This window comes from Neobacillus sp. DHD-1R, assembly GCF_057747995.1.
Genome location: NZ_CM173232.1, coordinates 4,542,384 through 4,555,860 on the forward strand (window position 1 = coordinate 4,542,384; position 13,477 = coordinate 4,555,860).

The window sequence follows — 13,477 nt, forward strand, 5'->3', positions numbered from 1 at the left end:
CATTCTGGATTTATTTGATTGCAAAAAGACGAATCGGAGGTCGGATCGTCTTTTTTATATTCTGCTATTCTAGAAACTCAATGAACCATTTCACACATTGATAGGTGGTTTCCCAATCCGCCTGGTCCTCTATCCCCCAACAAGCATAGAGTGTCCCTAAAGCCACCGCTGCTTTTAACAAGCGTTGACGGTCAAGTTGCAGTTGGTCACTGATTGTATCCACTCGGAGTTTCAGGATGCTTTTTGGGTCATCCTTTGACTCTAATTGATTCACCAAAAAGGAAACGACATCAAAATACGGATCCCCCGCAACTCCTTTTGGATCAATCGCCAACCAGCCTTGTTGCTCGGAATACAATATGTTTTCATGATGCAGATCACCATGAAGAAGTTCAGAACCAGCCGATGAATCAATCACCTGTTGGAAAAAGTCCTCTGCTAACTGAACATGTTCGTAAGAAATAGGTCCATTGGGGAATTTCTTCCGATATCGCTGCAGTCCCTCAATCCAGTGTATAAGGGGTGGTGTTGATGTTCCGTTCGTTACAGGTCGGCGAATCGCTTTCCACACCTTTATAAATGTTTCCACCACAAGCATTTCATCCTTTTCCTCTGAAAGCAGCCTTCCAGGGACGAGCCGCTCTAACAACATAACGCCTTTTTCCGGATCAGACTTCAACAGCTTGGCACAGCCGTTTCCATCATAGGCTTTCAGTGTTACCATCTCATTTCGTGTATCAAAGTTAGGCACGCCTAGCTTTAGAATCAACGGGGTTCCCTCTGAATTGTTTACCTTCAATACATAATTATAGGAAAGATTATTAACAGGACCTTCACTGGTAAGATTCCATTTTTGTAAATAAGCTTGGACTGTTTTCTCTAAAGACTCTAACCAGAACTCTCCATCGGACCCAAAGACGTTGATTATTTTTCCCTGAAATTCACTAGAGATTTGCATAAAAGAAAATTCTCCTTACTATTTCAATATCAAGAATTAATAATTCAACATCCCCAGTATCATTCCCTTTTTTAGGGGGACTTTGAGAGTAAATCTGTTAATTTGGGCGGAAAGGCGGACCCCTTTACAAAGGCCAACAAGTTTTCTTGGATCTCGTCAAACGCATAATCCTTTAACACATCATGCCACAGGTTCACTTTCTCCTGATCCACAACAAAGGGATCAAAATAAACGGCTATTTTTTTTAATAATTCAAAGATCTCCCGCTGCATCATCTAAATCAAAATCCTCCTCGTTCAATGTTTTCTTGGCGGACTTCTGGTTGAGATAGGATTCAAATTTATCGCTAAATAAGGTAGCCGGCCTTAAGTATTGATTCATTCGCGGGTTATCCATCCAGTCTGCTGTCTTTATATCGATGACCTTTTTAAAATCCTCCAATGTAAAGCCTTCTTTTATTCTGGCTCTGATCATTTCCTGCATTTTATATGTACTTGTTTTATAGTTTGCTTTTGTTTTTTCATTGAGGTAGTTGATGATCTCGACGATAGGAGTTTTTTTATCTGTAGTAATCTCTGAAGTACTCTCTGGTAATGCTTGGTTCAGGCTTGTGTCCTCCACCGAGCAGGCTGATGTACTGAAAGATTGATTTTGAGTAAACGACTGCTCAGACTCTTGGACTTGTTCTAATATTTCCAGACGTTCATAGTTGATGGTATACCATTTAGTCTTATCGATTTTCAGTTGATTAAAATTACCTGAAAGCAAGTAGCCTTGGTCCTCGAGTGAGCGAATGGTTCGTTTGATGGTACTCTCCGACCAAAATGGAAGCTGCTTTTGCCATTCCTTATAGGTATTGTAGATCCATTTTCGTCCCTCGATTACATGGGTACTTGATGTCACCCAATAATGGATCTGCTCAGAACCACGTCTTCGTTTAATCCCAGCTTCACTGCCAAAGAAGGAATAATCATCACCGGCGCCTCATTAATGATTAATTTACTCATCCTATCTCCACCCTTTCTTTTAGGCCAATCTGAATGGATCATCTGTATCCTTGCATCACATCAAGTTGATTAATCCATCAGACCTTTGCCATTCACTTCTTATATATAAAGAAAGGGCTAAAAAGAACAGGTAGATAAGAAAATATTTTTGGAAACCCATAAAAAAAGGGCCTGACCCCCGATGTGTTAAAGTGTTAACGCATCGGGGGTCAGGCACCAATTTTAGAACATGTACAAAGCTCTTAAATGAATGGGCTCATTTTGAGATTAGTGCCATCCATAATAAACAGACACCATGACCATTCTCGATAAAAAAGTGATTTATGCTCAGTTAGAAAATTTATTTAAAACATCGTCACATATATCCACCCTTCATCGTCTTGAGTATGAAATAACAATAGGAGGTTATCTTATGACTCAAAAGTGGGATATTGTCATTGTTGGTAGTGGGTTAGCAGGTTATGTTGCAGCAAATTATTTAGCAAAAAATGATTTATCTATATTAATACTAGAAAAGGGGAAAAATGTTGGCGGGAGGGCTAGAACAAATAAGATTAATCATCAGTATTTGAATCTAGGCCCCCATGCCTTTTATAAAAAAGGAAAAGCCAAATCCATTCTCGAAGAATTGGGTATTAAACTTAATGGTAAATCACCTAAATTAGGTGGCGTTTTAGTTGAAAATAATATGGAATATGCTGCACCTTTCACTCTTTTAGGACTTTTTTCAACAAGTCTTTTAAATTGGAAAGAACGTATAGAATGGATTACGTTTATAATAAAAGTTAATAGTATTGATACCGAAAAATTAGCAGGACAAACATTTGAACAATGGGTTAAGCAAGCAGCACTATCTAAAAAAGTTCAGTCATTACTATATATATTAGGTAGACTTGCGACGTATTGTCATGCTCCTGAAAAGGTAAGCGCAAAATTAATTGTATCGCATTTGAAGACTGTAATGGGTGGTGTACTTTATCTAGATGGCGGCTGGCAAACGATTATCGACCAACTCCACAATCAAGCAGTCATTGGAGGTGTTCAAGTTCAAACACATACAGCAGTAAAACAAATTGCCCCAGTTGAACATGATCATATTAAATTAGTTCTATCTAATGGCGAGGAAATTCTCGGGAAGTATGTGATTTGTACAACTGCTCCTAACGAACTTAATAAAATGTTAGGTGAAAAGGTTAATCTCTCCCAAAGCAGCTTTTTTACTCAAACAACAACTGTAAAAGGAGCTACGCTTGATGTTGCTTTAACTCGACTTCCTAATCCAAAGCGATTATTTGCCATGAGCATATCTGATCCCCTCTATTTTTCCGTACAATCAAATTATGCCCGACTCTCTGAAGATGGAAAAAGTGCAGTTCTGCATGTGTTTAAATATCACCACCCTGATGATCACATAGATAGTAAAAAGGTTCAAAATGAGCTTGAACAATTCTTAGAAAAGATGCAGCCAGGATGGCAAAAATACATGATTACAAGTCGCTATATCCCACAAATTATCGTTAATCAGCGCTTACCTCAAATTGGAGATGAGTACAAACTGCTCCGTTCTAAAACAGATATCCCGGGATTATATATAGCAGGAGACTGGGCTTCTCCTCATTCCATTCTGGCAGAAGGAGCCGTTAGCAGCGGGATACAGGCAGCTGAAGAAATTACTCAAAAAGAAAAGAGGTGAATATTGTGCAAATTAGTAATGGGGATTATAACCTTTTTAAACCCTTGTTGTTTTCAATAGGTTATCGGATGTTAGGTGCAGTAGCGGAAGCAGAAGACATTGTACAAGAAACCTTTTTAAAAGCATACCAAATTGATGACCAAAAGATAGATAATAAGAAAGCGTATCTCTGTAAAATCATGACTAACCGCTGTCTAGATGTATTAAAGTCAGCGCGGTACAGACGAGAACATTACGTGGGACCATGGAATCCCGAGCCCTTATTACTAGAGAGTTCACCTGACTTTGGTCCATCTGAAGTTTTTCTTCAAAAAGAAGGATTGAGTATTGCTTATTTACGGATGATGGAACATTTGGCACCAGATGAACGAGCAGTCCTCCTTTTAAGAGAAGTATTTAATTTCTCCTATTTAGAGATTAGTAACATCATTGAAAAGAAAGAAGAAAACTGTAGGAAAATTTTTAGCCGGGCTAAGCAAAAAATCTCAAGCATAGAGGGTGAAAGTTTAAACTATGAGAAGAATAAATCCATTATTGATCGCTTTATCCAAGCGTTTCAAATGCAAAATATGGATGCCTTATTAGAACTTATATCTGAAAAAGTCACTCTATATTCTGATGGCGGAGGAAAAGTCAAGGCCGCTGTTCGTCCAATCGAATCCCAATCCAACGTTTTGGCCTTTTTATACGGGATTATCAAAAAGGCTCCTGAAGACTTTTATTTTGAAATAAAAAAGGGCAATGGTCAGCCAGCAATTGTGGTTTATATGAATGGCAAGGTTCAAAGTATCATTAGTTTTTATATAAGTAATAATAAAATTAACGAAATGTATATAACTATGAATCCTGATAAGTTGCCCACTCATTAAGAAAAATTGGATATATAAGTTAAGCATTTCTCAAATATTATAAAGCCCTATCTCTCAATATTCAAAACGAGACTGTCCCTAAAAGTTAGTTAATTATAACCCTTGGGGACGGCCTATTCACCTCTATCAAATACAAAAAACTCAATTACTTATGATACGGTTCACTGTATCTAATCTAAATGAGTTTTTCAATTCAGGATAAATGAATTATATACAAGAAAAAACAAAAGGGAGAAAAATTAGCCCCCTAGGAAACTCACCTAATTATAACTTTCATCAATACATCAATCTCATCAATCCAATAGTTTTCATCGGCTTGTATTTCTTGAAGCATTAGCCCTGTAATGATGGAAAAATAACAGAATAAGAGCTTATGCGGGTCACCTTCGCAAAATTCCCCCATTTCCTGCCCTTTGATAAAAATCGGAATCAGTTGTTGGATAGGATCGGTAATGGTGTATTGTTCAAGGAGCTGCCTGGCCTTCTCCGGTACCTCATCGGATACTCTTGCTTGCTGAATAAGCATAAAGGACTGCTTATTGCTGTCTTCGAGCATATTTTTTGTTAATGTTCTTATTTTTTCAAATGGGGTACCGGGAAGTTTATCTACCTGCGCCATTGAGGACTGTGCCTCCTTCAGGGCATCCTCGATTAATGTAACGAAAAGCTCTTCTTTGGATTTAAAATATCGATATGATAAGCCCTGGCTTATTCCCGCTTCGTCCGCTATCATACTCATTTTTGTTCCGATAATTCCCCGCTTTGCAAAAACCTTTAAAGCCGCTTTTTTAATTTGCTCTATCCTTTGTATCTGTAATTGGTCTAATTTTTGTTCATTTAATGGTGCCATCCGTTTTCACTCCAATTTTTAAAATGAGGATTCTATCCTCAAATGTTTACTAATGATTATCTCCCTAAATTAATATTTGTTCTTCACTGACCATCCATAATTTTTTTGCCAGTTCTCGATCCTTCGTGATTTCAGCCGGAATCTGCACCTTTTTGTCAGCATAGTATAAACCCGTTTCCCCGCTAATTTCATCAGATTCTGCCAGCCAAACAAGAGTTTCTGCCCCCTTTTCCGGTGTGCGGGAAAATAGTCTCATCACGGCCATTGTCATTTCCGCCAACACGCCGTTGTGCTGATTAAAGTTCGTATTCACTAACCCAGGGTCGAAACAATAGGAAGTAACACCGGTTCCTTCGAGCAAACTCCCGAGCTCTGCGGTAAACAATATGTTGGCAAGCTTTGTCTGTCCGTAGCGGAGGGTAGGGCCGCCCATTAATTTTTTAAAGGGGCGGTAAAGACCTTCTCCCATTAGATCATTAAAGTCCAAGCCCTTTTTCGCCATTTTATGACCGTGGGAAGACGTGGTGATAATCCTTGCAGGGGTACTTTCCTTCAATCGTTCCATTAGAAGCTTCGTAAGGAGGAATGGTCCAAGATGATTGAGAGCCCATGTCATTTCTTTGCCTTCGTCAGTTGTTTGATAGTTTTGGAATAAAGCACCTGCGTTGTTAATTAAGACATCAATTCTTGGACATTTTGATAAAATAGCTGCTCCCACTTTGCGAATAGATTGTAGGGATGACAGGTCAGCCAGAAAAACATCGATTATGGTATTCCCGTTTGCAGCGGCTTTAATTTGCTTTACGGCTTCTTGTGCCTTTGCCTCATTTCGGACAACGATACCCAATTTTGCTCCTTTAGCAGCTAAAGCCTTGGCGGCCGCTAAACCAATGCCGCTTGTCGCACCTGTAATAATCACGTATTTCCCTTTTATATTCCAATTTAGTGGTTTCATTCAATCCACCCTTTTTTTAGAATGAATGATTCATTCATTTATAATTCCATTATATTCATTACTTTTTAAAACGTCTATACCTAATTTTCATAAAAGACAACCAAAAAATAAAAACCCATTAAAGACAGGCGTTATTTATGACTGCCTGTCTTTAATGGGTTATTCCAATGTTAGTAAATACTTAATCAAAGCGTCTTGTTCTTGTTGAGAAAAACCGGTTGAAGCATCTATCCAATATTCATGCCCTTCGCCTGTTACATTTGATTTCCTCAGGCTTTCGGAAGATTGATTTGCTTTTATAACTTGAGTTCTCAAATTTTTATCGACTAATGCGCGGATACTGTTATAAGGATCAGGTAAAATACTTTTATTTAATGTTCCTTCTATTCCTAATTGATTTTTAGTGTTTGCTCCAACAGCAACTCCTCCATCATGGAGATATGGCGCAGACCAATACAGGCCAATAAGACTAGGAACTTTATAGCCCCCGCTTGTATTTCCAATTGCAAATGCAAGGTTGATTTGCCCAGGGTCTAATCCTCGAGTCGGAACTCTTAACACTAATGGATCTTTGGGAACAGGCACAGGTGTATCAGGTGAATAAATAAGCGGAACTGTTAAAAACTCGCCTACTTTTCTTAATCCAATCGCACGCGTCGGTTCGGTACCAATTTGTTCTACCGGTATAATTTGGTTATTGGTATAAACACTTCCTGCATGACAAGTTATACAGCTTCCGCGTGCATATATCTGTTTGCCTAATTGCTTTTCCTCATCTGATATCTTAATCGATGTTTTTGGAGGAACAAGGGTATTTTGAAACGCTGACATTCCGTTGTTTTGTTCACCGACATTTGTTCCTGGCGAACTAACAATAAGCCCATTCGGTGATATAAGTGAAGACCTCGGATAGGTTGGTAATTTAACCGCTTTGTTTACACCAGGAGCATTTGGAGTAGGATCGACTTGTACAAAAAATTCTGAAGGCTTTTTCCCTTTAGCCGGATCAAACCGATATTTAGGATTCGCCGCATTCTGCAAAATAGTTCCTAAATATACCTCTTTGTCGATTCCAAAAAGAGCTCGACTGGCTTCGGCAATTGTCGTCAAATCAGAACCTTGGGCATGAACAGCATTATTTAACGTACTTAGCCCTTTAAACGGGCCAGCCATTGCAAAACCACTCCAGCTGTAAGGATGATCCCCTAAAGTGAAAGAATCCGGGATCTGCGTAGGATTACTAATAAAATCACTGGTAATATCAAAGTTTCCCTTCGGCCATTTGATTACACTTTCATCAACAGCCGCTTCCAACGCCTTTGCATCTGGTAGTGGTTCTTTTTTACCTTCACTCGTTACAACCGTTTTCTCTAAGTTCTTTATATAATCCTTTAAAGATGCAATTTCAGTACGTGCAAAATAAGCTGTTGTGTTGGTACCTAAAGCAAGGAGAAGTCCGAAATTAGCATCCGTATTAACAGCCCCTTCGATTACTTTTTGAGTAATTGGATCAACAGTGGCATGGCATGCGGCACAGCTAAGTCCAACTTTTAACCTTCCCTCTGCTCTTACAATCGGCAAACCAAGAACTTCATTAGAACCTTTTACCACATCAAATCCGGTATCCACTTTTGTTCCTTTTTTATATGTTTTTCCCCCGATCGTTACTGTTTCTGCTAATTCGACCTGTAAATTCGTTGTTCCCTTTCCGTTTAACTCTTTTATTGCTTTCTGAAAATTTTCAATTGTAAGCGGTCCGTTAAAAGCACCGAGAATATCGGATAAATAGACTTCATTTCCAAATGTTTCTTCGTAAAATGACTTTCTTCCTAAATTTAATAGAGCTTGATCAATTTTTACAGCACCATTCTTAGAAGATAATAGCTCCCTTCCCTTTGCTGTTTGCATTAAATCATGGGCCTCTTTACGTGAGAAGGTTCTTCCCCAGAGGTCAAAAGCAGGTTGATCTTGGTCCTTCTGCCATTTCACCTTTCCAGGTTTTACAATTTGATCTTTAGAAGGAATAAAAGCATATACCGGTTTATTTAAAGTTAAAATGAACGCTAGAATGGCACCCAAACAAAACATCCACTTTTTTGTTTTCACCCCAACTGCCTCCTCAATGGAAATAGATTGCTCAAAGCCACCTTTAATTTCCACCTATTCCAAAAAAATATACCTTATCGAATCACTGTTTCTTTTCAACGAATATTGAATCAAAGGTTCAAAAACAGAAAGACTTTTTAGGCATTCACCTATAATCTTTTTAAGAATATGCTAAATAACACATAACGAAGGAGGCTTATTATGTATCATCATTTTGGGTATGTAAAAAAGTGCGAAACAGTTCCGATCACATTTCCCCCGCAATACCAACCTCAGCATCCAGGTATTGAATCCTTTATGATTCCAAGACCTATCTCCGAAAATCCTTATTATAGTGGAAGCAACAAGCTATTGAACAAAACCGCCATCATTACTGGAGGAGACAGCGGTATCGGCCGAGCTGTCGCCATTGCCTTTGCAAAAGAGGGGGCGGATGTTGTTATTGTTTATTTAAATGAGCATGGGGATGCATTAGAAACAAAAGACAGAATTAAACAATTGGGAAGACAATGCCTAACGATCGCTGGAGATATAGGGGATGAGAAGTTTTGTTATTATGTTGTTCAGAAGACTATTGAAGTATTTGGCCATTTTGAAATCCTGGTCAATAATGCAGGTGAAGCACATACACAAGATAGTATTAGCGACATATCAGTAATGCAGCTTAAACGTACTTTTCAAACAAACATTTTTTCATATTTTTATCTTACACAAGCATCCATTCCCTATCTTAAAATAGGAAGCTCCATTATCAATACAACTTCAATCGCTGCATACGACGGACATGAATACGCTATCGATTATGCCTCTACCAAGGGAGCAATCGTTTCATTCACCCGCTCGTTAGCATTATCGGCCATTAAACAAGGAATCCGAGTTAATGGCGTTGCTCCTGGACCTGTATGGACTCCTCTTATTCCTTCAAGCGGTCCACCAGAAACTTATGCAACATTTGGAAGTGAAACTCCAATGAAACGTGCTGCACAACCTTTTGAACTAGCACCTGCATATGTTTATTTGGCGTCGGACGACTCCTCATATGTAACAGGACAAATTCTTCATGTAAACGGTGGAACTATTATAAATGGATAGAATAGGTTTACTTAAAGGTAGATTTAGTTTATTCTTATACATAGAAATTCTATGTATTTTTATTTCCTATTTAAAATCATTAAGAGAAGGTTTTTCTATAATAGGAAAATTTGGTAGATAATTTTGAGGAGTTTTAAGAGAATTACAGATTTAACACTGAACTTATAGGGGTGGATGGTATGTCATCGATTTTATTAATCGGTCTTATTGGCATGTTACTTGTTATTTTCCTCAAGAATCCTACTATAGACATACTTGGCGATAACAATAAACTGGTGCAGAAGCTAAGAAATGCTAAAGGATTTCAAAATCATTGGGTAATGGGAACATTCTTATTCGTCCTGAATGCCGTTTTATTTTTTTCAACGTGTCTTGCGCTTTATTTGTTAATGCATTTCTTCATTCCATATCTCCATTTACTTGTAATGTTTTTAGCAGTAATTGGAAGTGTTTTTTCATGGATAGTAATAAATAAAGTATGGCAAGGTTCAAGAAGAAACCGTTTGAAGATTGGGGCCGTCGGCAGCAGTTTTTATATAATCTTGACTTTCATAATTGTATACTGGTTCGTGACTCTAAAACCAGCCTATCCAGGTGATGATACCTTTATGGCGGCAATAGGATTCGTTTTTGCTATAATCGTTACAACAGTTGCCTTTATTACCTGTTTTCTTATGACCGGATTTTCCAAAAAGAAACGCTGAAGAATTCTACATAGTAAAAGACCTCTATGTTGAGGTCTTTTCGAATTCCTTTTCTTTTAGTATGTATTCTTTTCTCTCTATGGTTATCTATCATTGTTTTCTAATTGCTTCATGATAATATTCAACAAGAGTATTAACCCGATCACGGCAAGGGCAGGATAGATTAATAGCCTCGGATAGTGCACCATATCAAATATACTTTGTCCAATCATTCCGCCCCATTCACTAGAATTGGATAGGGACTTATCATCATCTCCAATGATGCCTCCCTTTGCTTTCCCGCCAATAAATCGTTGGAACACACCAAGATAAATTAATAAGGTGATCGTCGCAATGGTTTGCTGGATAAAGACAACCAAAAATCTCTTTTTGAAGACAGGAAATAGTTGTTTTTTTGCTAAATGAAACTTACTTGCTCCTAATAACCTGGAGGCGACGACGTAGTCCTTCGTTAATAACTGCTCAAATTCCTTCATTAACAGAGAAAACAAAGGAGGAAATCCTATCAAAGCAATAACAAGCATCTGATAAACAATCAGAAAGTATTTTCCGTGCCTATTTAATAGGAATTCTTCTGTCCCTACTAAAGTCATATACAAAATGAAGGCAGGTACATAAAGAAATGGGGTTAGAAATGATTCAATATATGGCTTTAGACGCTTTAGGAAAAACAATATTGACAAGCTGCCGATCATTCCAATGATCATTCTCAGAAAAGTGACAATGGCTGCTATGATTAGTGTATATTTAAAGCCACTGATCAACTTCAGCATGAGGTCATTTCCATTTTTATCTGTTCCTAATGGATGTTCAAGTGATGATGGAAATGGTGGTTTTAACGCCTTCCCTTCTGAAGTATAGAGGAGCCGATCAGGTTCAACGGAATCTTTTATGCCAAATTCAACTATAAAACTAGCTGCTAATAAAAGAAATAAAAAACCACAAATGACAGATACGATTAGGTTAGAACGTCTATCCTTCGTCATGAAAAACTCTCCTTTCATACATTCTGAAAGAAGCCGCTCGCAATAACCCAAAAGGAATTAAAATCAGGATGATTGCGACAAAAGATAGGCTGCTATCATCCACTCGATAAATAAGTGCTGTAAGGCCTTGCATTTGAAATAGGTATTCAATCACAAATAAGGATGAGAGCATATAAAAATAAATTAAGCCGATATGGCTGAATAATGATTTCCCTACGTTTCGAACAACATGTTTTAAAAACACTGTCGATCGTGACAACCCTTTAGCTGTAGCAAATTCCACATATTGCTCTTCGATTTCTTCTTCAAAGATTTTAATCATAATCTTAGTTACCATTACGATAGGTACAAAGCTTAAACAGATGATCGGAAGAAGATAAATATTTTCTCTGAATCCATACAATTTGAGGAGTTTGAATCCTGTTTCTTGGTATAGACGGATAACCACTAATTGGCTTCCTAAGATAATAATGATATCTGGTACAGAATCCATTACTACTAACAAACTTTTAAACATCTTTTTATAGTGCTTAGAAAGGAAAAGAAAGACATACGAAAAAAAGAAAGAAACAAGGATTGTTATGATTAATGCAGAAAATAGGATCACCATAGTATATATATATTTATCTAGAATATAAGGAAACACATCGTAATCTAATCCCCCATAAAAAAATTTAGAATCGAGTAAAGAGGACAAATGCGAAAAGGTTTCAAATACTGATTTAAAAAACTGAATCGGATAAAATCCAAAGTCTTTAGGAAAAAAGCCATAACTTGTTTGCTCCCCCGAAATAACCAATGATTGAAGAGAAGTAATACTGCTCACACCGATTAATAATAAAATAGTTTTTACCACTAGCTTTAATAGATTAATAGATAACCGCTTTATCAAGCCTTTATTCATCACAACCCCACTTTCGACAAATTTATCATCATTTCAATTGCTTATGTAATCCCCCCTTAAATTATAGCGAAATACTTGTAAAATAATTACTAGTTTTCCATATTTTTATCAATATGGTTTTTGTTCCTTTTCAACCTCTTCTTTAGCTTTTTTTAATACATTCTGTATAAATGGCCCCTTTGCCTCAGTATATGAAACCCTGTCAAAACGATATTTATTAGCTAATTCCTCTTTTAACTGATGATACTTTTCTAGAAAATCCGGGTGCATTCTTAGATAATTTCTAAAAAGGAGTTGATTATTCCAGCTTTCACTTTCAAACTCATAAAAATGTAAATGATGTGTTCCAGCTCTCCATTGCCCCTTTCTAAAAAAACGTCTTTCTGGAAATCCTTTATGATGTACAAATTCATATCCTATTTGTTTTAAAGACTCAATGAACTCATCTACATCTTCTATATTATGTACTGCAATAGCAATATCCAATATGGGCTTGGCGCTTAATCCATGAACCGATGTACTGCCTATATGTTCAATTGATATAATCCTATCATTTAGGATTTTTATTAATTTCCCTTTTTCCTTCTCAAATTCCTTAGACCAATTTGAGTTATAATCCTCAATTATTACAGGGTTATCCATTTAGTTCACTCCTTTCATAATAATATTCCATGTAGCAGAGTAATCCCTCTTCCCCTAACATGACCGATAGAAAAAGCGACTGCTCATATTGAACAATCGCCCCCGTTTGTTTAAGGAATGATTCCCAAACTATTATTGACTATTTGTTGATTAAATCCGTGCCATATGAGTTGTCTATGGCACAAAGCCACTCACCTTGTGGAGTCTTCTTAAACACATATGTTGCTCGTCTATCCATTGAAAATTCACTATCATTTTTATCAGCTTCAAGAAAGGTTTGGGATAAAACTAGGGCTGTGTCTCCAGCTTCCAAAACAATCATTTCCCCTTGTGTTGGGACAAGACTGTTATTGAAATATTTCGCTATTTTAATATACGCTGATTTAATTTCCTCCTTACCTCTTGCAATCATACCTGGTTTTACAACCAAGATTGCATCTTCCGTATAGTAATTCATTAGCTGATCAAAATTTTCCTGTTTGATTGCGATATCACTTTCCTTAATAAATTCCTTTAATTCGTGTTCCATAATATCCCTCCTATTTTTAATTAATTCATATATATTCTCCATTTATTCCTACTATCCTTTTTAAGCTAAACTGCAACGTTACTTCAATAAGAAAAGGACCGCAGCTGTTACGATCCTTCTTAAACTCTTGCACCCCGTTAGTTCCAATAAGCGAGATGAATAAGGTGCAAAAAGTGACCTTC

The 13,477-nt window shown here is 37.2% G+C and carries 14 protein-coding genes; 4 read left to right on the top strand and 10 right to left on the bottom strand.

Annotated features, from left to right (window positions below; all coding sequences use genetic code 11):
- Nucleotides 1-64: 64 nt before the first annotated feature.
- From AC3ANL_RS22395 to AC3ANL_RS22405, 3 genes are all read right to left on the bottom strand, one after another.
- Nucleotides 65-958 (bottom strand): aminoglycoside phosphotransferase family protein, encoded by an 894-nt coding sequence (locus AC3ANL_RS22395; RefSeq protein WP_488326560.1) that lies wholly within the window; start codon nt 956-958, stop codon nt 65-67.
- A gap of 71 nt (nt 959-1,029) precedes the next feature.
- Nucleotides 1,030-1,233, bottom strand: a complete 204-nt coding sequence (locus tag AC3ANL_RS22400) for a replicative helicase loader/inhibitor (protein WP_488326561.1) — start codon at nt 1,231-1,233, stop codon at nt 1,030-1,032.
- The gene (locus AC3ANL_RS22405) at nt 1,211-1,861 is read right to left on the bottom strand and encodes a conserved phage C-terminal domain-containing protein (RefSeq protein ID WP_488326562.1); all 651 of its coding nucleotides are present in this window, start codon (nt 1,859-1,861) and stop codon (nt 1,211-1,213) included. The genes AC3ANL_RS22400 and AC3ANL_RS22405 overlap by 23 nt, the downstream gene beginning before the upstream one ends.
- 516 nt (nt 1,862-2,377) lie before the next feature.
- Between AC3ANL_RS22405 and AC3ANL_RS22410 the strand changes: the two genes are divergently transcribed.
- Complete coding sequence (locus AC3ANL_RS22410; protein ID WP_488326563.1) at nt 2,378-3,658, top strand: phytoene desaturase family protein; 1,281 nt, start codon at nt 2,378-2,380, stop codon at nt 3,656-3,658.
- A gap of 5 nt (nt 3,659-3,663) precedes the next feature.
- Entirely contained in the window at nt 3,664-4,527 is an 864-nt protein-coding gene (locus AC3ANL_RS22415) for an RNA polymerase sigma-70 factor (protein ID WP_488326564.1), read from the top strand.
- A gap of 256 nt (nt 4,528-4,783) precedes the next feature.
- Here AC3ANL_RS22415 and AC3ANL_RS22420 read toward each other — a convergent pair whose 3' ends face one another.
- The 3 genes from AC3ANL_RS22420 to AC3ANL_RS22430 form a co-directional block, all read right to left on the bottom strand.
- Nucleotides 4,784-5,377 carry a TetR/AcrR family transcriptional regulator gene (locus tag AC3ANL_RS22420; RefSeq protein WP_488326565.1) on the bottom strand — a complete coding sequence of 198 codons (594 nt, stop codon included), beginning with the start codon at nt 5,375-5,377 and terminating at the stop codon, nt 4,784-4,786.
- A gap of 64 nt (nt 5,378-5,441) precedes the next feature.
- Nucleotides 5,442-6,332 (bottom strand): SDR family oxidoreductase, encoded by an 891-nt coding sequence (locus tag AC3ANL_RS22425; protein ID WP_488326566.1) that lies wholly within the window; start codon nt 6,330-6,332, stop codon nt 5,442-5,444.
- Nucleotides 6,333-6,491: 159 nt separating this feature from the next.
- A complete protein-coding gene (locus tag AC3ANL_RS22430; protein WP_488329806.1) occupies nt 6,492-8,420 on the bottom strand; it encodes an electron transport protein in 1,929 nt (642 codons plus the stop codon).
- Between the two features lie 219 nt (nt 8,421-8,639).
- Here AC3ANL_RS22430 and AC3ANL_RS22435 point away from each other — a divergent pair, with 219 nt between their 5' ends.
- Together AC3ANL_RS22435 and AC3ANL_RS22440 are read left to right on the top strand one after the other, a co-directional pair.
- Nucleotides 8,640-9,530: an SDR family oxidoreductase gene (locus AC3ANL_RS22435; RefSeq protein ID WP_488326567.1), complete on the top strand. Its 891-nt coding sequence runs from the start codon at nt 8,640-8,642 to the stop codon at nt 9,528-9,530.
- Between the two features lie 179 nt (nt 9,531-9,709).
- Nucleotides 9,710-10,234, top strand: a complete 525-nt coding sequence (locus tag AC3ANL_RS22440) for a hypothetical protein (RefSeq protein ID WP_488326568.1) — start codon at nt 9,710-9,712, stop codon at nt 10,232-10,234.
- A gap of 83 nt (nt 10,235-10,317) precedes the next feature.
- Here AC3ANL_RS22440 and AC3ANL_RS22445 read toward each other — a convergent pair whose 3' ends face one another.
- From AC3ANL_RS22445 to AC3ANL_RS22460, 4 genes are all read right to left on the bottom strand, one after another.
- Nucleotides 10,318-11,220, bottom strand: coding sequence for an ABC transporter permease subunit (locus AC3ANL_RS22445; RefSeq protein ID WP_488326569.1), 903 nt, complete (start codon nt 11,218-11,220; stop codon nt 10,318-10,320).
- Nucleotides 11,207-12,124 (bottom strand): ABC transporter permease subunit, encoded by a 918-nt coding sequence (locus AC3ANL_RS22450; RefSeq protein WP_488326570.1) that lies wholly within the window; start codon nt 12,122-12,124, stop codon nt 11,207-11,209. Before AC3ANL_RS22450 ends, AC3ANL_RS22445 begins: the two co-directional genes overlap by 14 nt.
- A gap of 108 nt (nt 12,125-12,232) precedes the next feature.
- Nucleotides 12,233-12,766: a GrpB family protein gene (locus AC3ANL_RS22455; RefSeq protein WP_488326571.1), complete on the bottom strand. Its 534-nt coding sequence runs from the start codon at nt 12,764-12,766 to the stop codon at nt 12,233-12,235.
- A 139-nt stretch (nt 12,767-12,905) separates the two neighbouring features.
- On the bottom strand, nt 12,906-13,295 hold the full coding sequence (locus tag AC3ANL_RS22460; RefSeq protein WP_488326572.1) for a YybH family protein: 390 nt from the start codon (nt 13,293-13,295) through the stop codon (nt 12,906-12,908).
- Nucleotides 13,296-13,477 lie beyond the last annotated feature (182 nt).

Coding starts and splice junctions, on each gene's coding strand:
- AC3ANL_RS22395 (WP_488326560.1), bottom strand. CDS start 958: ATGCAAATCTCTAGTGAATTTCAGGGAAAAATAATCAACGTCTTTGGG.
- AC3ANL_RS22450 (WP_488326570.1), bottom strand. CDS start 12,124: ATGAATAAAGGCTTGATAAAGCGGTTATCTATTAATCTATTAAAGCTA.
- AC3ANL_RS22410 (WP_488326563.1), top strand. CDS start 2,378: ATGACTCAAAAGTGGGATATTGTCATTGTTGGTAGTGGGTTAGCAGGT.
- AC3ANL_RS22420 (WP_488326565.1), bottom strand. CDS start 5,377: ATGGCACCATTAAATGAACAAAAATTAGACCAATTACAGATACAAAGG.
- AC3ANL_RS22430 (WP_488329806.1), bottom strand. CDS start 8,420: ATGTTTTGTTTGGGTGCCATTCTAGCGTTCATTTTAACTTTAAATAAA.
- AC3ANL_RS22400 (WP_488326561.1), bottom strand. CDS start 1,233: ATGATGCAGCGGGAGATCTTTGAATTATTAAAAAAAATAGCCGTTTAT.
- AC3ANL_RS22460 (WP_488326572.1), bottom strand. CDS start 13,295: ATGGAACACGAATTAAAGGAATTTATTAAGGAAAGTGATATCGCAATC.
- AC3ANL_RS22440 (WP_488326568.1), top strand. CDS start 9,710: ATGTCATCGATTTTATTAATCGGTCTTATTGGCATGTTACTTGTTATT.
- AC3ANL_RS22455 (WP_488326571.1), bottom strand. CDS start 12,766: ATGGATAACCCTGTAATAATTGAGGATTATAACTCAAATTGGTCTAAG.
- AC3ANL_RS22425 (WP_488326566.1), bottom strand. CDS start 6,332: ATGAAACCACTAAATTGGAATATAAAAGGGAAATACGTGATTATTACA.
- AC3ANL_RS22435 (WP_488326567.1), top strand. CDS start 8,640: ATGTATCATCATTTTGGGTATGTAAAAAAGTGCGAAACAGTTCCGATC.
- AC3ANL_RS22445 (WP_488326569.1), bottom strand. CDS start 11,220: ATGACGAAGGATAGACGTTCTAACCTAATCGTATCTGTCATTTGTGGT.